The 22,733-nt window shown below is 62.7% G+C and carries 14 protein-coding genes and 1 tRNA gene; 6 read left to right on the top strand and 9 right to left on the bottom strand.

The genetic code is table 11. From position 1 onward, the window contains the following. Positions 1-12: 12 nt before the first annotated feature. Genes FHS75_RS02845 through FHS75_RS02805 form a run of 9 tightly spaced genes read right to left on the bottom strand, consistent with a single transcriptional unit; the run spans position 13 to position 8,171 of the window. Positions 13-183 (bottom strand): hypothetical protein, encoded by a 171-nt coding sequence (locus FHS75_RS02845; RefSeq protein ID WP_179406191.1) that lies wholly within the window; start codon positions 181-183, stop codon positions 13-15. Beyond that, on the bottom strand, positions 180-959 hold the full coding sequence (locus FHS75_RS02840; RefSeq protein WP_179406190.1) for an MBL fold metallo-hydrolase: 780 nt from the start codon (positions 957-959) through the stop codon (positions 180-182). The genes FHS75_RS02845 and FHS75_RS02840 overlap by 4 nt, the downstream gene beginning before the upstream one ends. Continuing rightward, positions 956-1,732 (bottom strand): TatD family hydrolase, encoded by a 777-nt coding sequence (locus FHS75_RS02835; protein ID WP_179406189.1) that lies wholly within the window; start codon positions 1,730-1,732, stop codon positions 956-958. The genes FHS75_RS02840 and FHS75_RS02835 overlap by 4 nt, the downstream gene beginning before the upstream one ends. Next, positions 1,732-3,297, bottom strand: coding sequence for a methionine--tRNA ligase (metG, locus tag FHS75_RS02830; protein ID WP_179406188.1), 1,566 nt, complete (start codon positions 3,295-3,297; stop codon positions 1,732-1,734). The genes FHS75_RS02835 and metG overlap by 1 nt, the downstream gene beginning before the upstream one ends. A 28-nt stretch (positions 3,298-3,325) precedes the next feature. After that, positions 3,326-4,309, bottom strand: coding sequence for a DNA polymerase III subunit delta' (locus FHS75_RS02825; RefSeq protein WP_179406187.1), 984 nt, complete (start codon positions 4,307-4,309; stop codon positions 3,326-3,328). Next, on the bottom strand, positions 4,306-4,944 hold the full coding sequence (gene tmk, locus FHS75_RS02820; protein ID WP_179406186.1) for a dTMP kinase: 639 nt from the start codon (positions 4,942-4,944) through the stop codon (positions 4,306-4,308). The genes FHS75_RS02825 and tmk overlap by 4 nt, the downstream gene beginning before the upstream one ends. Then, positions 4,941-6,089, bottom strand: a complete 1,149-nt coding sequence (locus FHS75_RS02815; RefSeq protein ID WP_229735472.1) for a D-alanyl-D-alanine carboxypeptidase family protein — start codon at positions 6,087-6,089, stop codon at positions 4,941-4,943. Before FHS75_RS02815 ends, tmk begins: the two co-directional genes overlap by 4 nt. 47 nt (positions 6,090-6,136) lie before the next feature. Then, complete coding sequence (locus FHS75_RS02810; RefSeq protein WP_179406185.1) at positions 6,137-7,150, bottom strand: septal ring lytic transglycosylase RlpA family protein; 1,014 nt, start codon at positions 7,148-7,150, stop codon at positions 6,137-6,139. Further along, positions 7,134-8,171, bottom strand: coding sequence for a lytic murein transglycosylase (locus tag FHS75_RS02805; protein ID WP_179406184.1), 1,038 nt, complete (start codon positions 8,169-8,171; stop codon positions 7,134-7,136). The genes FHS75_RS02810 and FHS75_RS02805 overlap by 17 nt, the downstream gene beginning before the upstream one ends. A gap of 152 nt (positions 8,172-8,323) precedes the next feature. Here FHS75_RS02805 and FHS75_RS02800 point away from each other — a divergent pair. From FHS75_RS02800 to FHS75_RS02775, 6 genes are all read left to right on the top strand, one after another. Further along, positions 8,324-8,413: transfer RNA gene (locus tag FHS75_RS02800), tRNA-Ser, on the top strand. 402 nt (positions 8,414-8,815) lie between these two features. Beyond that, the gene (locus FHS75_RS02795) at positions 8,816-11,038 is read left to right on the top strand and encodes a TonB-dependent receptor (protein ID WP_179406551.1); all 2,223 of its coding nucleotides are present in this window, start codon (positions 8,816-8,818) and stop codon (positions 11,036-11,038) included. A 30-nt stretch (positions 11,039-11,068) separates the two neighbouring features. Next, complete coding sequence (locus FHS75_RS02790) at positions 11,069-12,724, top strand: alkaline phosphatase D family protein (protein ID WP_179406183.1); 1,656 nt, start codon at positions 11,069-11,071, stop codon at positions 12,722-12,724. A gap of 360 nt (positions 12,725-13,084) precedes the next feature. Then, on the top strand, positions 13,085-14,329 hold the full coding sequence (locus FHS75_RS02785) for a heparinase (protein WP_179406182.1): 1,245 nt from the start codon (positions 13,085-13,087) through the stop codon (positions 14,327-14,329). Positions 14,330-14,518: 189 nt separating this feature from the next. Beyond that, the gene (locus FHS75_RS02780; protein WP_179406181.1) at positions 14,519-18,619 is read left to right on the top strand and encodes an Ig-like domain-containing protein; all 4,101 of its coding nucleotides are present in this window, start codon (positions 14,519-14,521) and stop codon (positions 18,617-18,619) included. A gap of 475 nt (positions 18,620-19,094) precedes the next feature. After that, entirely contained in the window at positions 19,095-22,643 is a 3,549-nt protein-coding gene (locus FHS75_RS02775; protein ID WP_179406180.1) for an Ig-like domain-containing protein, read from the top strand. The last annotated feature ends 90 nt before the right edge of the window (positions 22,644-22,733 follow it).

Below are 22,733 nucleotides of genomic sequence, written 5' to 3'. Positions count from 1 at the left end.
ACCGTTGGATGTTCAGACGCCGATATGCGAGAGGATGAATGCCAGCCCCGCGATGATCAATGCCCACAGGCCCGCCATCCAGAACTTCCGCTCGGTCGAAACACCGTGCGATTGCAATCCGCGCCATGCCAGGATCAACGCACCCAGAAGGAACACGATCGAGGCAACGACGCTCCCGGTCATGCCGCCAGTTCCATCCCGTCGTGTCCGACGAGAACATGGTCTGGCGTCTCGTCGCTCAGGATTGCGTAGTCCATCGACTTGTCGAGATGTGTCAGCACGGCCCGCCTCGCCCGCGAAGCGTCTGCCAGCTCTATCGCCATGCCAAGATTTGCATGGGTCGGATGCGGCTCACGACGCAGGCAGTCGACGACAAGGATGTCGCATCCTGAGAACAAGTCGACCATATCGCGCGTGATTTCACTGAAGTCCGTCGCATAACAGATTGATTTGCCGTCACATTCAAACCGGAAGCCGGTAGACTGAGCCGGTCCGTGCGGCATCTGGCACGACTGGACGCTGAACCCGGCGAACATGCGAAGATTCTCGAGAGTTTCGATCGAGACTATGGTCGGATAGCCATGCTGGCCGGCAAAGACATAGCCGAATCGCTGCCGTAACCGACGAACGGTCTCATCGGCAGCGAATCCCGGTATCGGTCCACCGCGCCCATATCGCAGCGGCCTCAGGTCGTCGATTCCGTGGCAGTGGTCGGCATGGTCGTGTGTCCAGAAGACGGCATCGAGCTTTGCGATCCCGGTCGCGAGGAGCTGGCTGCGCAGGTCCGGCGATGTATCGACGAGCAGTCTGCTGCCTTCATCGTTCTCGACTACGATCGAGACGCGACTGCGCCGGTTCTTCGGATTGTCGGGATCGCAGGCGCCCCAGTCGATGCCGGTTTCGCCGCCAAGCCGGGGAACTCCCGTCGACGTTCCAGAACCGAGGACGATGAGCTTCACGTCGCTGCTTTCCGGAACAGTGAGTAGAAGTTGCGCGTCGTGACTTCAGCGAGTTCCTCCGGCGAGACGTCGCGCAACCCCGCAACGAACCGCGCCGTATCGGCCGTGTAGGCCGGCTCGCAGGTACGCCCGCGATGCGGAACCGGCGCAAGAAACGGAGAATCCGTTTCCACCAGCAGCCGATCGGAGGGAAGCTCCCCGGCGACTGCCTGAATGTCGCGCGCATTCTTGAACGTGACGATGCCCGACAGCGAAATCGACAATCCCAGATCGAGCATCGCGCTCGCAAACTCGGAAGATGCCGTGAAGCAGTGGATCAGGGCCGGAAACGCACCCTTCTCCATTTCCTCGCTCACGATGCGGATCGTGTCCTCTTCCGCGTCGCGCGTATGGATGATGACCGGTAGGCCAGTTTGGCGCGCTACGGAGAGATGCGTCCTGAACAATGCCTGCTGCGTCTCGCGGTCCGACTTGTCATAATAATAGTCGAGACCGGTTTCACCGATGCCGATGACTTTTGGATGCTCTGCCGCTTCCAGAAGCGCGGCTTCGCCAAGGTCGGCATGGGCATCGGCTTCATGCGGATGGATGCCGATGCTGGCCCAGACATCGTCCTCGCGCTCTGCCGTTCCTACCACGCGATCCCACTCGCGCCGCCGGGTGGATATGTTTAGAAATCCGCCGATTCCGGCTTCGCGTGCGCGCGCAAGTACGGCGGCCTGATCCTCGACGAGGCCTTCGTATTCGAGATGACAATGGGAATCGATCAGCATCAGGGTGCATCCTCCCCGGGCATTTCGAGCCTTGGAAAGACGCCGACCGGTTTCTCGACCGCGAAACGCGAATTGCAGAGCCTTTCGAACCAGGCGCGATCGGAAAGGGCCGCGAAGTCCCGCTCGCCCTCAGGGATACCCAACTGGTCGAGCAGGCGATCCGAAGAGGACGGAACCACCGGCCTCACAGCTATTGAAAGCGCCCTGACGCACCTGAACATCGTCATCAGGACGGCTTGCATTCTCTCGGGATCGGTCTTGCGCAAAGCCCATGGCGCCATCTCGTCCACGTATTGGTTGCAGGCGAAGACAGCCCTCATCCAGGCGCCGAGCCCCTCGGAAAAATCCAGTGTCTCGAACGCGGACGGCAAGTCTCTCGTGCAGGCTTCGAGGACCGCTTCCTCCAGCCGATCATCCGCCTCCAACGCCTGATAGTCCGTAGTCAGTCTTCCATCCAAATTCTTGAATATCATCGACAAACTGCGCTGCGCGAGATTCCCGAAGCTGTTTGCCAGCTCGGCATTGGCGCGCGTGACGATTGCCTCCTGCGAATAGCTTCCATCCTGCCCGAAAGCGATTTCACGCAGCAGGAAATAGCGCAGCGTGTCCACGCCGAACCGGTCGGCGAGTTCGACAGGATCGGTCACGTTGCCGACAGATTTCGATTCCTTCTGCCCGCGGTTCAGCAGGAAGCCGTGACCGTAGACCTGCTTCGGCAATTCGATCCCGGCGCTCATCAGGAAGGCGGGCCAGTACACCGCATGGAAGCGGACAATATCCTTGCCGATCAGGTGGAGATTCGCAGGCCAGAACTTGCGATAGTCTTCGGTATCGTCCGGATATCCCAGACCCGTCAGGTAATTGGTCAGGGCATCGACCCAGACATACATGACGTGCTTTTCCGCGCCCGGAACGCGAACGCCCCAGTCGAAGCTCGTCCGGGAAACGGACAAGTCGCGCAAGCCACCCTCGACGAAACGCATCACCTCGTTGCGGCGCGTTTCGGGTCGTATAAAACCGGGGTTCTCGCGATAGAGCGCAAGCAGCGGCTCCTGGTATCGCGACAGGCGGAAGAACCAGCTTTCTTCCACAGTCCATTCTACCGGGGTTCCCTGCGGCGAAAGCTTTTCGCCTCCCTCCCCTTCGGCGATCTCGCTCTCGTCATAATAGGCCTCGTCCCTGACTGAATACCAGCCCTCGTAGCGATCGAGATAGAGGTCGCCGTTCGCCTCCATCGCGCGCCAGATGGCCTGGCTCGCCTCGTGATGCTCAGCTTCCGTAGTCCGGATAAAGCGATCGTATCGGATATCCAGTTTGTCGAACAGATCCCTGAAATGGCGGGACATTTCGTCCGCAAGCTCGCGCGGTGACATGCCGAGGTCACGGGCCTTCTGGGCCATCTTGAGGCCGTGCTCGTCGGTTCCGGTCTGGAAACGGACTTCGCGTCCACGCGCGCGCTGGAAGCGGGCCATGACATCCGCCGCGATCGTTTCATAGGCATGCCCGATGTGCGGCTTGCCGTTCGGATAGTGAATGGCGGTTGTGATGTAGTAGGGCTCGGCCATCGATGGCGGGCAATCTTTCAAGGTCGTGTCAGCGGGCTTCGACGGCCTCTGTAGGCACCGCCGCAGATGCCAGCAACCCGCCAATTTCCATGACGAGCAAGCCCGGGTCGAAATTATAGGTCGGCGCTTCGGCGGAAAGCCGTGCCATTGCGCCGTGCGCTTCGATGATGAGCAGCTGCTGGCGACGCCCGGCGCCATCGAGTGCGCCTGTCAGCGCGGCGCGCGCGAGATCGAGAGCGCCAAGCAGCTTTTCGCGTGACGGCCGGGCCCCCATTTCATCCGCGAGCATGCCGCGCAAGGTAAAGTCCCGATCTCCTTGCCGCACGATCCGCTCCATAAGCTCATGGAGCTTGCCGAGGCTTTGTCGGGCGAAGGCAAGGGCCACACCGGGAGAGCCCTGCGCCGCAGCGATCGCAGCCTTGCGGGCGTCGAACGAGACATCCGGAGCTTGCTCGCGCAGCAGGCCATCGATCGCCTCGTCGGGGAGTGCCGGGAACCGCAAGATCCGGCAGCGCGAGCGAACTGTCGGCAACAGTCGTCCCGGACGGTGCGAAACCAGCAGGAAATGCGTACCGGCAGGAGGTTCTTCCAGACTTTTCAGCAAGGCGTTGACGCCGGCCTTTTCTAAATCGTCCGCCGGGTCGATGATGACCGCGCGGTTGGCACCCAGCGTAGCCCGCGTGGTGAGGCGCTGCTGCATCGTCCTTATTTGCTCGACCGTGATGTTCCGCTTCACCTGAAAGGGCTTGCCATCCGCCTTCTTGCGCGCCTCTTCATCGTTCGACGGCAAATGGTCGAGCACGAGGATATCGGGATGCGCGGACGGTTCCGGCTGCCTGCCTTCCCCTTTGCCGACCAGTTCGAGCGCAGCCTTGCGCGCAAACCCGCCCTTGCCGATGCCCTCCGGACCGGTCAGCAGCCAGGCATGATGCATGCGCTCCGAAGAGAGCGCAGTGCGCCATTCGCGCCAGGCTTCGTCATGACCGACATACCGGGCCGGAAGTTCGGTCATGCCTGCCCGACCCCGATCCGGGTCAACGCAGCCATGACCTTCGCATGGGTTTCGTCGGCATCGGCATTGCCGTCGACCCTCACGAACCGCTCCGGCTCCTGCCGCGCGAGCCGGGCGAATTCGGCCGCGACGCGCGCGTGATAATCTGCGGCGCGCCCCGCGATGCTGTCTGAACGGCCCTGGTCCCTGAGCGAGATCCGCTCGGCAGCGCGTGCGGGAGATACCTCGATCAGGATCGTCAGATCGGGCAGCAATCCTCCACTTCCCAGCTGGTGAAGGGCAAGGATGTCCTTGTCCCAAAGCCCGCCCCCGCCGCCCTGATATGCACGTGTGGAATCGATGAAGCGGTCGGAAATTACCCATTTGCCCGCGTTCAGCGATGGCAGAATTAGCCGTTCCACATGGTCCGACCTTGCAGCCGCGAAAAGCAGCGCTTCCGCGCGAGGATTCCAGCCGGGCCCGGGAGCTGCGAGGAGCAGGTCGCGGATCGCTTCTGCGCCCTTCGTCCCTCCGGGTTCGCGCGTGATGACTACTTCGTATCTGTGCGCTTCCAGAGCCTGGGCCAGCAGGCGCGCCTGGGTCGACTTGCCGACCCCCTCCCCTCCCTCGAACGTGATAAAGCGCCCCGGATTCACGAGAACAGCCCGTAGAGGCCATTCATGATCCGGTCGAGCGGTCCTGCTTCGCCCACGGGCTTTGCGGCCACAAGCGGAACCCTTCCGTCAGGCAAATTGTCTACGACGATTTCCAGACTGCCGACGCGCTGGCCTTTGCGGACCGGAGCTTCGAGGGGGCCATCGTAGCGTACGCGCAGCCTGATTTTCTCGCCGCCGGATACGGGCACGACCGCGTAGACCGGCGCTGTTGCGGCAAGTGGCACGGAGCGACTTTCCCCGCCCTGCACGCGGGCTGTTGCGACCGTCTTGCCGGCGGCAAACAGCGGGCGCGCCCGCCATTGCGTGAAACCCCATTCGATTAGTGCGCGGGCAGCTTCGGCGCGTTGTGCTCCCGTCTTGTTGCCGGCAACGACCATCACAAGGCGCCGTTGTCCGCGCTGGGCCGATCCGAGGAAGTTGTAACCGGCCTCGCGCGTGTATCCGGTCTTGATGCCATCAGCACCCTCGACGACTTCGATTGTCGGATCGTGGCTCTGGCGAGTAACGCCTTCGAAGGTCATGCGCTTCTTGCCGACGTATCGCGAATACAGATCGGGATACTGGCGGATCATCGCGCTCGCGAGCCGAACAAGATCTCGCGCGCTGACGAACGTTTTGCCTTCGTCCGGCCACCCGTTCGGAGTGTTGAAGCTGCTTTTCGTCATTCCGAGGCGGCGCGCCTCGCCGTTCATCATGGCCGTCCATACCGGGACGCTGCCCGCATATTCTTCTGCCAGCACGACAGAGGCATCGTTGGCGGAAACCGTCATTATGCCGCGAAGGAGCGTATCGACGCTGACTTCCTGCCCCGGGCGAAGGTACAGGCTGGTGCCCTTCCCGCTCCACTCCCGTGAGGTTCCCTCACCGACCGTGTATGTCCTGTCGGCACCCAGCCTTCCGGAAGCGAGCGCCCCGAACGCGACGTAAGCCGTCATGACCTTTGTCATCGATGCGGGAACGAAGCTCAGATTCTCCTGCCGGGCGATCAGTTGCTGGCCGGATCCGAGATCGACCAGCAGAACGACCGGGACATCTTCGATTTCAGGAGGGGGAGCAGGCAGTGCGGCAATCGCATCGCCGGCCAGCAAGAGGCCCGCAATCGATGCTATCAGAATTCTGGACAAGAAAGGGCTGCTCCGCGACGGACAATTCCGCGCGAAGGCCTGACGGCTCAGTCCGCGCGCTGGATTCGTGCGTCGGTATAGCCTGCGGATCGGGCCTTCGCCAAGGCGGTGTCGGCTTCTTTGGGGTCGGCAAAGGGGCCTATCCGCAAGTGCCAGAACCGGCCGGAGTGCCGAACGAAACCGCCCAGTGCGCTTGCGGCCTTCATGGCTCGCTCTTCGGTCGAGAATGCCGCTGCCTGGACCACGAGACCATCGACCGGCGCTTGCTGCTCCGATGCTTCGGCGACATTTCCGGTGCCGGCATCGATCGGTTCATCTGGCTTTAGTGCGGGCTCGGCAGCCTCTGCGACGGCATGTACCTCTGCCTTTGTTTCGGGAGAATCCTCGCTTGCCGCCACACTTGCCGTGGCAAGTGGCGCCACTTCTGACCGAAACGCTTCGCCGAATGTCGCCGCGGCATCCGGATCGACCGATTTTGGTGTGTCGAGCCGTTCGGCCACCTGCGGCTCCTGCTCGCGCAACTTGCGCATCAGGACTTCGCGAAGCGGCTTGGGCGTCGCCATCCGCTCCGGAGCGCGCTCTCCCCGACGAAGCAGCGCTCGCTCCAGCTCGGGAGGATTCACACGCCTGACCCTGACGGCGTTGCGCATAGCGGCATTGATGCCGAGCTGATCCGCGGCAGCACCCGAAAGCTCGAGAAGCGTGTCGTTGGACATCGGCCCCCGTTCCTCGACGCGGGCCAGGATCGTGCGACCGCTTTCAAGCGAAGTAACTTCCACATAACTGGGAAGCGGAAGGGTCTTGTGCGCCGCCGACACCTTGTCCCCGGCATCCTGCGACACCTCGGCATAGCCCACGGCGTCGTAATTCAACTTGTCTTCCGGACGATAAGTCTTTCCGTCGATGGTAAACGGCTCTCCGATGACCATCGGATAGTCGGCTGCCGGACCGGTGGGATCCGGCGGCGGCGCGACACTCGCGCGGCTGCCCCCTCCGAGCATGCAACCGTTCAGGAAAACCAGCGCCGCAAGCGGCAGGACGTGGTCAGCGGACAATCTCATCTGCAAGCAACCCCACGGACATCGCGTAGTAGTTCGAGCAGTTGTATTGCAGGATAACCCTATAATTCCCGGTTAATAGCCAAGCCGGAGTGCCGGGTCCGTCGGGCTGGAAAAGCGATGCCATCGTGTCGTTCGCGATCGAGGCCTGGGGACGGACGCCAAGCGCGATCCATTCGGATACCGGCTTCCACTGCGAATGCCTTTCATGCACGCGCTCGCACGAAGGGGCAAAGAGCTGGGCATCGTATGCTCCCGAATTGAAATTGGAAGGCACGCTCGCCCGCACGCCCCAAGGCTCGCCCTTCCGCCAGCCGGCCATCCTGAAGTAGTTGGCGATCGAAGCGAGCGTGTCCGCCTCACTGTTCCAGATGTCGCGATCGCCATCGCCGTCGCCATCGACTGCGGTCGTGAGATAGACGCTCGGCAGGAACTGCGGATTGCCGAACGCTCCGGCCCAGCTTCCCTTCAGCCGGGACATGGGAACGCCGCGATCGACCATCTTCATGAGCGCTATCAGCTCGCCCTCGAAAAGTTCGCGACGGCGGCCTTCGTAAGCCAGGGTAGCGAGCGAGCGCGGCAGATCGAAGTTGCCGGTGTAGCTGCCGTAATTCGTCTCGTGCCCCCAGATGGCGAGCAGCATCTTGCCGGGAACGCCGTACTCGCGCTCGATCCCGGGCAACAACCTGGCTACGCGACCGTAGCTCCGTTTGCCGCCGGCGATCCTGGCAGAGTCCACATGGCGGTTCAGATACGGCTGGAGCGGCGGCGGCGTGCTGCGTCGACCGGGCTGACCACCGTCAAGCTCGACGACCCGCGGGTTGGGCGTAAGGCCGCTCAGCGTCCGTGAGATCGCGGTTTCGCTGACACCCTCGTTCCGGGCCTTCGCGGCCACGAGCTGGAGGTAGGATTCGAACCCCTGCTGGCTGAGGATCTGGGCCTGCGAGCGGGGCATCGGCTGCGTAACCGCGAGCGCGACCGCACCCAGGGCGACGAGACTGCGAAAGTTGGCGAGGAGCTTCATGGAAGGCGATCTTGCACAGTTTGCCTGAACTGTGAATGGCGACCCCGGCGGTTAGAGACGTTATCGTCCCTTGCCAGCATCGCTTCATCGCTTCGACCGCCGCGCCCCGGCCTTGCGCGCCCGCTCTTTTCGGTTATGCGGCGAGAGCAGCGGGACAGGTGGCCGAGCGGTTGAAGGCACTGGTCTTGAAAACCAGCAACGGGGCAACCCGTTCGTGGGTTCGAATCCCACCCTGTCCGCCACCTTCCACTGGCTTCGTCGCATTTTCAGGGAGCGTGTTGTCGTCCGTGGTCAGCCGACAACTGCTCCAGCCGCGCGTGCCACCCGGTCGCAGCGGCGAGGCGTGCCTGTGACGCCCTTGGATACCGCTGTTTGCCTGAACTATTTCGCACTGCAGCACGCCGATCGGGTGATTGCGATAGGAAAAGTATTTCTCACAATCCGGTTCACTGAACCGTCACGGAAGGGACACCGGCTCGTCACAGGCCGGGAATATTCGCCGCATCGCAGCATGCAGGGGAGTATTCGTCGTGAAACGCAATCTGATTCGAGCTGTTCTACTGACCTCGGCCCTCTCGATTCCCGGCGCGGCGCTTGCGCAGTCGTCGGCGCAGGCTTCCGACCAGCCCAGCCCCGGCGACACGATGGCGCTAGGCGGAAACGAAATCATCGTCACCGCGCAAAAGTTCGAACAGCGGGCGCAGGACGTCCCCATCACCATCTCTGCCGTAGGCGGCCAGAGGATCGAGGAACTGGGCATCACTGACCTCGACGAGCTGTCGAACTACGTTCCCGGCCTCAATATCCAGGAGCAGAGCGCGAACAATCCCGGCATCGTCATCCGCGGCATTACTTCGGATTCGGGCTCGTCGCAGCAGGGGCCCCGCGTCACCCTGTACTACAACGGCGTAGACATCTCGCGCTCACGAGGTTCGTACCAGGCCATCTACGACGTGGACCGGATCGAAGTCGTGAAGGGTCCGCAAGCGACCTTGTTCGGCACTGCCTCCGCCGTCGGCGCGATCAGCATCATCTCTGCCCGCCCGCAGCCCGGCTTTTCAGCCGAGATCAAGGGTGGCTATGGCAATTACGATGCCACGCTGCTTTCAGGCTTCGCGAATGCGGGCAACGATGTCGTCGCCGGCCGCGTCGCCTTCGAATGGCGAAAGCGGGACGGTTATGTAGAGAACCTTGCATCCTCGCAAACGGACGACCTCTACGCGCAGGACCAGCTGGGCATCCGGGCATCGCTTCGTTTCACGCCTGGCGAACGTTTCACACTGGACCTGATCGGCACATACGACCGCCAGCGCAACGGCGGCACGCCGTTCATTTCCGGGACCTATCCGACGGAGGCCGGCCCGGCCGACCCGTTCGGTTCCGCCAACCTTGGCGGATCGCCGCTTTCGGAACAGGTGCTTGGAAATTCCCAGCTCGGCCTTGAGCGCGACGTCTACGACATCAACCTGACTGCCACATACGAGATTTCCGACACAATCAGCTTCACGACGGTGAACGGATACCGAGAGTTCGATAGCGCAGAAGTGTTCGATGCCGACGGGTCTGCCGCCTGGTATCTGGAGTTCGCCGAAATCGCCGAAGGATGGCAGTTCAGCCATGAGGGGCGGTTCGCCTACAACACGCCCGCGCTCCGTGCCTCGCTCGGCTGGAACTACTTTACCGAGGACGGGCGACAGAACGTGCCGTTCTCGTCGGAAGAGGGCATCTTTCTCCAGTGCGCTGCCAATATCATTCCCGGGCTTGGCTGCGTGGTCCCCGGCGGCGTCGTGACTGCAGCCCAGACAACCGCGCTTGCGACCGGCGGTGCGGTTTCGCAAATTCCCTACCGTTCGGTCTTCGAGAACCAGGGCCAGAACGACAGCTATTCCATCTTCGCCGATGCCACGTGGGCGCCGATCCCCGAGATCGAGCTGACTGCGGGTGTTCGTGCGCTATGGGAGAAGCGCAAGTCGGGCTACTACGCCGAAGTGGCGCCCTCGGTGCTGACCGGCGGCCCCTCTCTGATCCCCGGCCAGATCGATACGAACGGCCAGACGTTCGAGGCGAGCGAGGACTACTCGGCTGTCCTGCCGCGTTTCAACCTCCTTTGGCGCGCGTCGGATACGGTGAACCTCTATGCCACGGTCGCGAAGGGACGGCGTTCTCCGGTCGTCCAACTCAATGCGAGACGCGACCCGGCCGGCAATCCGGTTCCCAACCTGCAACTCGTTCCGCAGGAAACCGTTTGGAACTACGAGGGTGGCGTCAAGATCAGCTCGGGCTTCTTTTCCGGATCGCTTGGCGTCTACTATCAGAAGTACGACGGTTTCCAGGTGAGCGTGATCCAGGATGACGGCACGACGATCACGCAAAGTGCCGGTACGGCCAGCAATCTCGGCGTCGAGGCGGAAATGCGCGTGCAGCCGACCGACTGGCTGAGCGTGTTCTTCAACATCGGCTACATCGATGGCGGCATCGACGACGACAACACCTTCGCGCCGCAGGTTTCGGGAGCGCGCTTCCGCCTCCAGCCGGAATGGCAAGCTTCGGCAGGCCTTACGGTCGACTACCCGATCACCGAAAGCACGCGTGTTTTCTTCACGCCAAGCTTCACGCATCGCAGCCGCATCTTTTTCGAGGTGCCCAACAACCCGTTGATCTCGCAGGGTCCGGTTACGCTGGTGAACCTTCGCGGCGGCTTCAGCTTCGCCGACGAGCGGTTCGAGATCGCCGGCTTCATGCGCAACGCCACGGACGAGGACTACTTGCTCGACGCCGGCAACACCGGCGGTGCCTTCGGAATACCGACCTTCATTCCGGCGGAACCGCGCTTCTACGGCGTCGAACTGACCGCACGCATTTTCTGATTTGGGCCAGCTAGCACAGGGAATGAAGCCATGAAGATGAATCGAAGAGGTGCCCTTGCCCTTCTCGGCGGTGGCCCTGCCCTCGCCGTTCCGCGCATTGCTCTCGGTCAGGAGACCGGGCCGGTCGAGTTTGCGCATGGCGTGGCAAGCGGGGATCCATCCGCCGATGGCGCGGTCCTCTGGACCCGCGCGACGGCGAAATCCGAAAAGGCAGGCGACATACCGCTTACCTGGTCGGTCTCCCGTTCGCCCGACGGTGCGCCTTTGAAATCCGGTCGCGTCGTTGCCCGCGCCTCCGCGGATCACACCGCCAAGGTCGTGGTCGATGGGCTCGGTGCGGGTGAGGAATACCACTACCGGTTCGATGGCCCGAATGGTGAGCGGTCACCTGCGGACCGCTTTCGCACGCTCCCCGAAGGCGCCGTCGAAGACATCGTCGTCGCTGTCGCATCCTGCCAGCTCTACCCCGGCGGTCTGTTCAACGCGTATGCCGACATGGCTGCGCTCGACCGGCTCGACGCAGTCATCCACCTCGGCGACTACATCTACGAATACGGCGAGACCGGTTACGGCGCAGCCACCGGTCGCAAGCTGAACCGCCTTTCCGATCCGCCGCACGAGATCGTGACCCTTGCCGACTACCGGCGACGCCATGCACAGGTAAAGCGCGACCCCGACCTGCAGGCTGCGCACGCCCGCGCCGCGTTCATCTGCGTGTGGGACGATCACGAGGTCACGAACGACGGCTGGCTAGGCGGAGCAGAGAACCACCAGCCCGAAACCGAAGGCGCATGGTCGGCCCGCAAGGCGGTTGCGATGCAGGCCTACTTCGAGTGGATGCCGATCCGCGATCCCGAACCGCTCCGTGCGCACGAGGCGATTTTCCGCAGCTTTGAATTCGGCGATCTCGCAACACTTGCGATGGTCGAGACGCGGCTGCTTGCACGCAGCAGGCAGGTGGGACCGGAAGCCGGCATGCCTGCTGGAGAGGTCTACGCGAAGATGCTCGAGGAGCGCGACGAAACCAGCCGCGAACTGCTGGGAGCGCCGCAGCGGCAATGGCTCGAAGAGGTGCTTTCCGCATCTGTCCGTGCCGGGAAGCCCTGGCAGCTTCTTGGCAACCAGGTGGTCATGGCCCGGGTCGCGGGGCCCGACTTGAAGGCCAGCCTCGGAGACGAGAAATACGCGGGGATGCTGGCGCGCATTCCGGAGGACTATCGCGTTCCGGTCGAACGTGCGCAGGCCGGATATCGCGCTGGTGTCCCGTTCAACCTCGAGGGCTGGGATGGCTATCCGCATGCCCGCCAACGGCTCTATGAGACGTTCAGGCGAGCCGGATCGAAACCCATCGTCCTGTCTGGAGATAGCCACGCGGCTTGGGCCAACAACCTGCGCGACTCCTCGGGATCGCTAGCCGCAGTCGAATTCGGCTGCACCGCGATCAGCAGTCCGTCCTACGGTGCCCTGTTCCCCGGCCTCGGGAACCTGATCTCCGCTGCGAATTCCGAAGTCGCCATCTGCGATCAGGACGCCAAGGGCTACACGCTGCTGACCCTGACCGCCGAATCCGCCCGGGCGGACTTCGTTGCCGTATCGACAGTCATGGAAAAGCCATTCGATCGGGATGTCGTCGCAACATTCCGCGTCGATCCCGGCAACGGAGGCGGACCGCTCACAAGGGCCTAGGGTTTCGGTATCCCGAAGGTTCTTTCGAAGAACGGAGTGGCAATGGCGAATTCGGACAACGGCTGCCACGAATTGCCGCAGCGAACGAGAACGAGGAGGCAAGTTCTCGACGAGGCCCTTCGTGCGTCGGTTGCGGGAGCAGCGTTTTTCGCCGCCGGCTGCGGGGGAGACGGCAGCACGCCCGCTCCAGGTTCTCCCGCACCTGTTCCGGCTCCCACACCGTCACCGACGCCAACCCCTACGCCAAGCCCCAGCCCGACGCCGACCGGCCCGTCGGCGTTCGTGTCGCTGGCGGGGCCGAGGCCTTCGTCCATCGTGCTAAGCCGCAATTATCTGGGGCTCAGCATGGAGGGCGTCGCGATGACCTTTCCCGACTACTTCAGTCCTGCCAATCGAGACCTCGTGCAGCTTTTCAAGCTTATGGGCCCGAGCATTCTCAGGCTGGGCGCAGGTTCGGTCGAAGAGATAACCTGGAAGGGGTTCTCGCCCGTCAAGCGGACGCTCGATCCGGCCATGATCGACAGGACGGCGAACTTCGTCGCTGAAACCGGGTGGACGATCGTACACGGCATCAATTTCGCGAGAAATTCGCCTGCGAACGCCGCCGATGAAGCCGCGTATGTCTCGCAGCGCTATGGCGATCGCCTGCGCGCGCTCGAATTTGGAAACGAGGTCAACGGATACCCTTCGAACGTGCCGTTCGGCGGCCATCGCCCCACGACCTGGCGGTACCCGGACTTCCTCGGGGAATGGCATGCCCTGTATGAGGCAGTATCGAGGGCAGTGCCCCGAGCGCGCTTCGTCGGACCGTCCACGGTTGGCAACTACGAATGGGCGCAGCGATTTGCTGGCGATGCCGGTTCGCTTATCGCCGAACTGACCCATCACTACTATATCGATGACGGTGCCAAACCGACCTCGACGATCGAGAAGATGCTTGCGCCTGATCCGTTCCTTGAACGGATGACGACCGATCTGGTCCAGACGGCAGCCAGTCACGGAATCCGTGGTGGCCTCGTGCTCAACGAAGCCAACAATTTCTACAACTACGGAAGCGATGCCGTCAGCAACACTTATGCATCTGCATTCTGGGTGATCGATTTCACCTTCAGGACAGCGCTTGCGGGCTGTCGCGGCATCAACATTCACTGTACCGGGACCGGGCAAGGATACGCGCCACTGGTAATAACAACCGGCGGACAAGTGCTCGAAGTAAGGCCCGAATTCTACGGGATGGTCCTCCTCTCCCGCGCCATGGAAGGTCGGGTCGTCCAGACCGAGGTGGAGACCTTGAACACCGAAGCCCCGATCCGCGCCTACGGAATTGCGAGAAGCGACGGCGGCCGCAACGTTGTCCTGACTAATACCGACGCACGTTCGACAGTGCCCGTCGAACTGGATCTCGGAATTATGGCAGCCGAACTGGACCCGCTTTACCTCGAAGGACCGTCGCTTGCGGCGACTTCCGGGCAGACGCTAAACGGCTCGTCGATCAGGACCGACGGGACCTTTGCACCTGGTCGCCGGGAGCCTTTGCGCGTTAGCGGCGGTCGTGCCGTCGTGAGCGTGCCTCCGCTTACCGCAATCCTGCTGAAGTCGCGGTGACGCCAAGTTCCGCTTTTTCATCCAAGTCCTTAGGCACGTTACATTTTTCGTCATTGAAGCGTAATCGAACTGTCTTTCCGCGCGACTAGGTCTTGACGCCGTTCGGCCGGTTTCCGGCCTCGGGCGATTCGTGCAGGGCCCTTGCCGATGGCAGGGCCAGCTGGACACGCACCAGGAAAGGTCCTCGATATGGGTATGCTCTATTTCTCGCTTGCTTCCGGAAATTACAGCCAGGACTGGAGCGATACCGGACTGATCACGACCGACGACGACTGGTCTGGCGTCGACAACATTACCGGGTTTCGCGGCGACGGCCTGACCGGCAGCACCGGCACCGACCCTCAGACCATTCTCGGAGAGAATACGACCGAGATCGACGTCATTGCCAACCAGACCAGCACCGGGCTGTCCACCGGAGGCGTCGTCGAGTTCGAGCTGGCAGACCCGGTCGTGGCTTTCCAGGGCTCCGGAACGGCCGATGCGCCCTACCTCGTATTCTACATGGACACGACCGGCCGCGCGAACGTGACCTTCGCGGCGACTTTGCGCGACATCGACGACGGAACCTCCGCCGTGCAACCTGTCGCGTTCCAGTACCGTGTCGGCGAAACCGGTGATTTCACCAACATCGCCTCTGCCTTCGTTTCCGATGCCAACACCGGCGGCACAACGCCCGTGTCCTTCACGCTGCCGGGAGACGCGGAAGATCAGGCGCTGGTACAGATCCGGGCCATCACTTCCAACGCCGCCGGCTCCGACGCCTTCATCGGGGTGGACGACATCGTCATTTCGAGCGACGCGACTGTGGCCGCAACGACGATCTTCGAAGAGGACTTTACCGGTTTCACCGGCGCCGGATTCGCCCCCACGCCATCGGCAGGTCAACTCGACAGCGACATTTACTCGGTCACGGGTCTGAGCGACGGTGACATTGCCTTTGGCGGTACCGGCGACAGCGGCGACTTCGCGCGCGGAACGACGGCGGGCGGCGTGACCACGGGCGGTGTCTTTGCCATCGACCGCAGCGGCGACACCGGCATCTGGTTCCAGCCGGCGGGCAGCGACTTCACGCCCGGCGAATTCATCATTGCCGTCACCAACTCGGCCGGACCGACTGATACCTTCACCCTCGCCTACGACCTTCTGTTTCTGAACGACCAGGCTCGCGGCAACACGCTTGAAGTCGCAGTCTCGACGGACGGTACGACGTACACCGACTTGAGTGCATTCGATTTCGTGACACCGGAAGCCAGCGACGGATCTGGTGTCCAGACCGTGGCGTACTCCGACAGCTTCACCCTTGGCTCGAATGTTGCGACCGGCGATACGTTCTACATCCGCTTTGCCTCGGACGATTTAGTTGGCGGAGGCAGCCGGGACGAACTCGGCCTGGACAACATCGTCGTAACCACGGGAACTGTCGCTCCGCCTGCGACCGGCGTGCTCTCGATCGCCGATGCCGGCTCGGTTCTGGAGGGCGACAGCGGTTCGAAGACGGTCTCGTTTACCGTCACACGCTCGGGAGATACGACCGGCGCCGCTTCTGCCGATTGGACCGTGACCCCCGGGGACACCGACGCTGCGGACTTTGCCGGCGCCACCTCCGGTACGGTCAGCTTCGCGGATGGAGAGGACACCGCGACGATCGATATCCTCGTCTCGGGCGACACCGATATCGAAGACGACGAGGCCTTCGAGATCATCCTCACCAACCCGGTCAACGCGACCATCTCCGATGGCACGGCCACTGCGACTATTGCCGACGACGATGCGCCGCCCATCCCGATCTACGAGATCCAGGGTGCCGGTCACCTTTCGACTTACGAGGGGCAGACCGTGCTGACCACCGGCATCGTCACCGCCGTCCAGGACGACGGCTTCTACCTCCAGGATGCGGCAGGCGACGGCGATATCGCCACGTCGGATGCGATCTTCGTCTACACCCGGACAGCGCCGACCGTGGCGACCGGAGACGATGTGCGCGTCACCGGCATCGTCAGCGAATTCATTCCGGGCGGGGCGTCGAGCGGCAACCTGTCGATCACCGAAATCGTCAGCCCGACCGTGGTGACGGTCAGCACGGGCAATGCGCTTCCCGACGCGGTCGTGCTGGGCGTCGACCGCGTCGCTCCCACCGAGATCATCGATGACGACGGCCTGACGAGCTTCGACCCGGTGAGCGATGGCATCGACTTCTACGAAAGCCTTGAGTTCATGCGCGTATCGGTGAACGATCCGGTCTCGGTATCGTCCACGAACCGCTTCGGCGAGTTTTACGTCGTCGCCAATGACGGGTCGGGTGCGACGAACGTTTCGGCTCGCGGCACCGTGACGATAGACGGAACGGGCGGTATCCTCGGCGTGACCGATGTCGACACCGGCGATTTCAACCCCGAGCGGTTGCAGATCGACGCCGGAGACTTCACTCCTGGAGCCATCCCCGACGTAATTGTCGGCACTCAGCTCGAGAACTTGACCGGCGTCCTCGGCTACAGCTTCGGCAATTTCGAACTGCTCGCCACCGAAGGCGTCGCCATCCGGTCCGCTTCGCCGATTGCCCGGGAAGGCAGCCTGATCGTTGGCGACGCCGACAACCTGACGGTCGCTACCTACAACGTCCTCAACCTCGATCCGGGAGACGGTGCGGCCCGCTTCGAATTGCTGGCCGAGGACATCGCATATTCGCTCAATGCGCCCGATATCGTCGCCCTGCAGGAAGTGCAGGACAACAACGGCGCGACCAACGACGGCACGGTTTCCGCCGACGTCACGCTCCAGATGCTGACCGACGCGATCTTCGCCGAATCCGGCATCCGGTACGAGTGGATCGACAATCCCTTCATCGCGGACGGCACCAACGGCGGTGAGCCGGGCGGCAACATTCGTACGGCCTTCCTCTACAACCCGGACCGCGTCGACCTCGTTTCGGGTTCGATCCGCTCGATCGAGGTGGCGGGACAGCAGACCGACACCGACAACCCTTTCTATGATGCACGCCTTCCGCTCGTCGCGTCGTTCGAGTTCAACGGCAGCACGATCACACTTGTGAACAACCATTTCTCCTCAAAGGGCGGCTCCGATCCGCTTTACGGCTCGACGCAGCCGCCGGAAAACGGAAGCGCGGACGAACGCTTTGCGCAGGCGCAAGCGGTGGCCGACTTCGTCGCGACGGAAGAGGGCAGCGTCGACGGCGTAATCGTCCTTGGCGACCTCAACGAGTTCGCTTTCGAGGACCCGCTCGACCCTCTGCGGGATCAGGGGCTATCGGACCTGCTAGGGCTGCTTCCGGTCGAAGAGCGCTATAGCTACCTGTTCGAGGGCAACGCGCAGGCGCTCGACCACATTTTCGTAACCTCGTCGCTCCTCGGCCTTGCTGCCATCGATGCGGTGCACATCAATGCGGAGTTCGACGAAGGCGACGTCGCTTCGGACCACGATCCGCTTCTTGCCAGCTTCACAATCCCGGCAAACGCGGATCCCGTGGCGACCGACGACCGGGCGGAAACGAAATTCAACGGCTCGGTGCGCATCGACGTTCTCGCGAACGACACGGACAGCGATGGCGACCAGCTGGAGATCGTCTCGATCGCCGATCCCGGCCAAGGATCGGTTGTCGTCAATTCGGATGGATCGCTTACCTACACTCCCGATGCCCGGTCCCGTCGGGGTACCGATGAGTTCGAATATACCGTTTCCGACGGCAATGGCGGCTTCGACACTGCGACTGTGACGGTCGAGATTTCTCGGCGTGGACCGCAGCTCGACGACGCCAGGATCGGCGACGAGGGCCGCAATGTGCTTGCAGGCGGAAGCGGCGACGACTTCCTCGATGGACGCGGCGGCAACGACTTTCTGATCGGCAATTCCGGCGACGACATCCTGCTCGGCGGTGCCGGCGACGACATGCTGGTCGACCTGATGGGCAGCAACGTGCTGCGCGGCGGCGAAGGCCGGGACGTCATGAAGGGCGGTTTCGGATCGAACCGCTACGTCTTCGACGATGGCGACACGGGCGCCGATATCGGCAGCGCGGACGTCATCCATGGCCTCGAGGGCTCCATCGGGAACATCATCGACCTTTCGCTGATCGATGCGATCGACGGCGGCTCAGACGATGCCTTCACGTTCCTCGGCGACGGTGCCTTTACCGGCAGCTCCGGCGAGCTTCGGTACGAAAAGGACGGCCCTTTCACCCAGATCCAGGCGGACACCGATGGAGACCAGGTCGCCGACTACGTCATCCTTGCGTTCGGCCGGATCGATTTCATCGCGAGCGATTTCGCGTTCTGATCTCGCTCAAGGCACATCTCTAAGCGGTCGGCAGGCTCAGGTCCGCCGGCCGCTTTTCGTTTGGCGGTGTGCGACAGCGACGATCGGCAGCCGGTCATGAAGTGGTGTCGGCAGTTTTTCCAATCGCACGCCAATCGAATCGCCGATTTCGGCACCATATGCCCGCGTCGGACATGCGCTCCGGAGCGCCTCATCTGGGACGAAGCGTGCTCACAAATGCACGGTTTTTCCGGACTTTAGGCATTTCTCCCTAGAGTCGTCGCGACTGAACGCAGCGAAAACACGAGCCGTCGAAAACCTTTGGTTAAGTGTGCGATGTAACGGGCGATTAAGGATGGAAGGCCATAAGGGGCGACACGTTCGGGGGTCGTTTCTTTCATCGACCAGATATTGACAGCAGGCGGGGATATCCCGCCGCGCCCGGCCTTCGGGCTCGAGGACGCTTGACCAGGATTCACAGGAACAGGATCGTAATATGCCCGCGCCAACCGCACAGGAACAATACTTCCTGGAACTCATCAACGACACGCGTCTAGACCCGCTGGGCAACGCGGCTCGTTACATCACTTCCTACGGGACGCTGACGTCGAACGACCCTGCGATCCAGAACGCTCTGAACTTTTTCGGCGTGAAGGGTTCTGCGCTTCTTTCCGCGTACCAGTCGCTCGTGCCTGTCGGCCCGGTTGCCTGGAACGATGCGCTCGCAACGGCTGCGCATAACCACTCCGCCGCGATGATCTCGGCGGACGAGCAGTCGCACCAGGTCGCGGGCGAGGCAGGGCTTGGCCAGCGCGCCACCGATGCCGGCTATTCCTATCGCCTCCTCGGAGAGAACGTCTATGCGTTCTCCGAAAGCGTGATGTACGGACACGCGGGCTTCATGGTCGACTGGGGGAACGGTCCCAACGGCATGCAGGACCCCGCCGGCCACCGCATCAACATCATGGACGGTCGCTTCACCGAAATCGGCATCGACGTGACCATGGAATCGAACGCGTCGACCCAGGTCGGCCCGATGGTGGTAACGCAGGACTTCGGTTCGCGCGGCGAATTCTTCGTCACCGGTGTCGCCTACAACGATAGCGACAACGACGACTTCTACTCGGTCGGCGAGGGCGTCGGCGGCCTGAAGGCCACCTGGGGTTCGAGCTCGGCGACGAGCGGTTCGGCGGGCGGATATTCGCTCAATGTCGATACCGGCCCGATCACCGTCGTCCTCACCGGAGGCGGTCTGTCTGGCGCCGTCACCGTCAACACCACGATCTCCGGTGAGAACCTGAAGCTTGACGTGGTCGATGGCGACACGCTCCTGACCTCGGGATCGATCGTCGTGTCTGGCCCGCTCGACCACATCCGCGCGCTCGGCATCGAAGCGGTTTCGATCACCGCCGGCGGTGGCAACCAGACCATCGAGGGAACCGACGCGAACGATACGCTCAACGGCGGCGACGGTAACGACCTGCTGCTTGGCGGCGGCGGGAACGATGTTCTCGACGGCGGCAGCGGTAACGACCAGTTCCGCGGCGAGGCCGGAAACGACACCGTCAACGGCGGCGCCGGTGCCGACCTGATCATCTATAGCGGAAACCACACGGCCTACACGGTTTCGACCGCAGGCGGCGAAGCGGCCAAGATCGTCGGGTCCTCGACCGGCACCGACATCGTCAGCGGCGTCGAGACCTTCCGCTTCGACGACGGCGACTATCGCTACGACAGCGCGAGCGGCAAGCTGGTTTCGGCCACCGCACCGCAGCCGAACCGCGCTCCCACCGTCTCTTCGGGCCAGACCGTGACGGTCGCGGAGGACAGCTCCGTCGCGATCACGGTCGCGGCCAGCGACGCGGACAACGACAAGCTGACCTTCAGCGCCGGTACGGCAGCCAACGGGTCGGTCAACGGCGGCGGCGGAAGCGGCAACTTCACCTATACGCCGGACGAGGACTTCTTCGGTTTCGACAGTTTCGTGGTCACCGTCAGCGACGGCAAGGGCGGGAGCGCCAACCAGACGGTGACGGTCAACGTCACGGGCGTGAACGACAAGCCCGTCATCGCATCGGTGATCGACATCACCGTTCCCGGCGGAGTCACGACGCAGATCAATATCGAGGCCTACGATCCTGACGGCGACCCGCTGACCTTCTCGGCCGCGCCGATGTTCAATGGCTGGATGCGCGAAACCGACGTCGAGGGCGTCTTCAACTTCACGCCGCACACCGGGTTCACGGGCGAGGACAGCGTCCTTATCACCGTCACCGACGGCAAGGGGGGCATGAACTTCCAGACGGTGAACATCACCGTAACCGAAGGCACGCCCCAGAATGTCGCGCCGGTCGTGACTTCGAGCGTCAACGTGACGACGGACGAGGACAAGGCCCTCCAGGTCAAGGTGAACGCGAGCGACGCCAATGGCGACACGCTGACCTACACCGCCGGACCGGCGGGACACGGTACCGTCACGGGCGGTACCAATGGCCAGTTCGTCTATACGCCGTTCGAGAATTACACGGGTGTCGACAAGTTCGTCGTCACGGTGAGCGACGGTCGCGGTGGTACGGCGAAGCAGACCGTTAACGTCGGCGTCGGCCCCGTGAACGATGCGCCCGTTGCCGAGGATAGCGTGAGCTTCGTCGCAACCGAGAATACCTCGCGCCTCATCCAGATCGAAGCGACCGACCCGGATGGCGACCCCCTTAACTACAGTGCCGGTATCGCGAAGCACGGCTCGGTCTCGGGTGGTGCAAACGGCGAATTCACCTACACTCCGAACAACGGCTACACCGGACAGGACAGCTTCCTGGTCACGATCGCCGACGATTGGGGCGGCGTGAAGTACCAGACGGTCAATGTTACGGTTTCCGAGGGTATCGACACGTCCGAGCCGCTTGAAACCGATGCCAAGCTTTATGCGAGCAATGGTTTCTCCGGCGGCGTCGGAGGAGCGGTCGCAATTACCGGAACGAATGGTTTCCAGGACATCACCCTTTACGACGAACCCGGCGCCGTCACCTTCGACGCCTCGTTCAACCGCGGCGGCGACATCATTCGCCTCCCGCACAATGCCAGCGCCTACACCGCGAAAGTGGCCGGATCCTCGGTCATTCTCTCCGACGGCGATTCGGCCTACGCCATTCCGCTCGGTTCGGTCGGGACGTCGCTGGTGTTCACCGACGGCACCCGCACCCTGATCTTCGACATGGCGAGCGGTTCGGTGAAGATCGGCGGACAGTCGGTCGGTTCAGCGCCGACAATCCTCTCGACGCCGAGCGAATCCTCCTCGATGCCGGCCAGCGATACCGAGATCATCTCGCGCCTCTATCTTTCCGATGGAGCAGACGTGACCGTTGGCGGCGATTTCCGCATCTTCGGTACCACGCAGGGCGAAACGGTCACTTACCTTGGCGGCAAGGTAACGCTCGATCCGTCCTTCAACCGCGGCGGCGACACCATCGTGTTCGAGGAAGGCTATTCGGCCTACTCGATCTCGGTGTCGGGTTCGTCGATCACGATCTCGCGTAATGGCGACGAGATCGAGATCCCGTTCGGCAGCAACGGAACCCTGCTCGATTTCGACGGTGATGCGCGGATCCTGCGCTACGATGCCGTGACCAAGTCGGTGATGCTCGGCGACGTCGTTCTGCTCGGCACCGGCGGCGGGGAAACCGGTGGCGACGGCGACGATATCTCGCTCGACATCGGCAATGGCGCGCGCGTCGAAACCGTCTCGCTCGCCGGTTCGACCGAGTACGTCCTTTCCGACGATGCCTCCGTCGAAACCAATGTCATCATCAAAGGCTTCGACAGCGACGACATCATCGAGGTCAGCGGCGCGACGGGCTCGCAGTACAACTTCGGAACCGGCGATGCGGACCGCGACGGCGTGAAGGACGATCTCCTGATCTCCTACAACAATGCCGGAACCGCGAACCTGATCGCCATCACCGATGCGGTGAACCCGAACGATATCGTGTTCAACCTGAGCACCGCCGAAGCGGCCGTCGGGGACACGTTCATCACCTTTGGCTGAACCTGACACAGGTTCAGCCGACCGATCAGCCCCGCGTGAGCCGGCCCGTGCTCACGCGGGGCTTTTCCATGACCGACCGCTTATCCACAA

It is taken from the genome of Novosphingobium marinum (assembly GCF_013408095.1).
In the GTDB taxonomy this organism is placed as follows: domain Bacteria; phylum Pseudomonadota; class Alphaproteobacteria; order Sphingomonadales; family Sphingomonadaceae; genus Novosphingobium; species Novosphingobium marinum.
The sequence above is the reverse complement of the archived record's forward strand: the minus strand, read 5'-3'. Positions and strand labels throughout refer to the sequence as shown.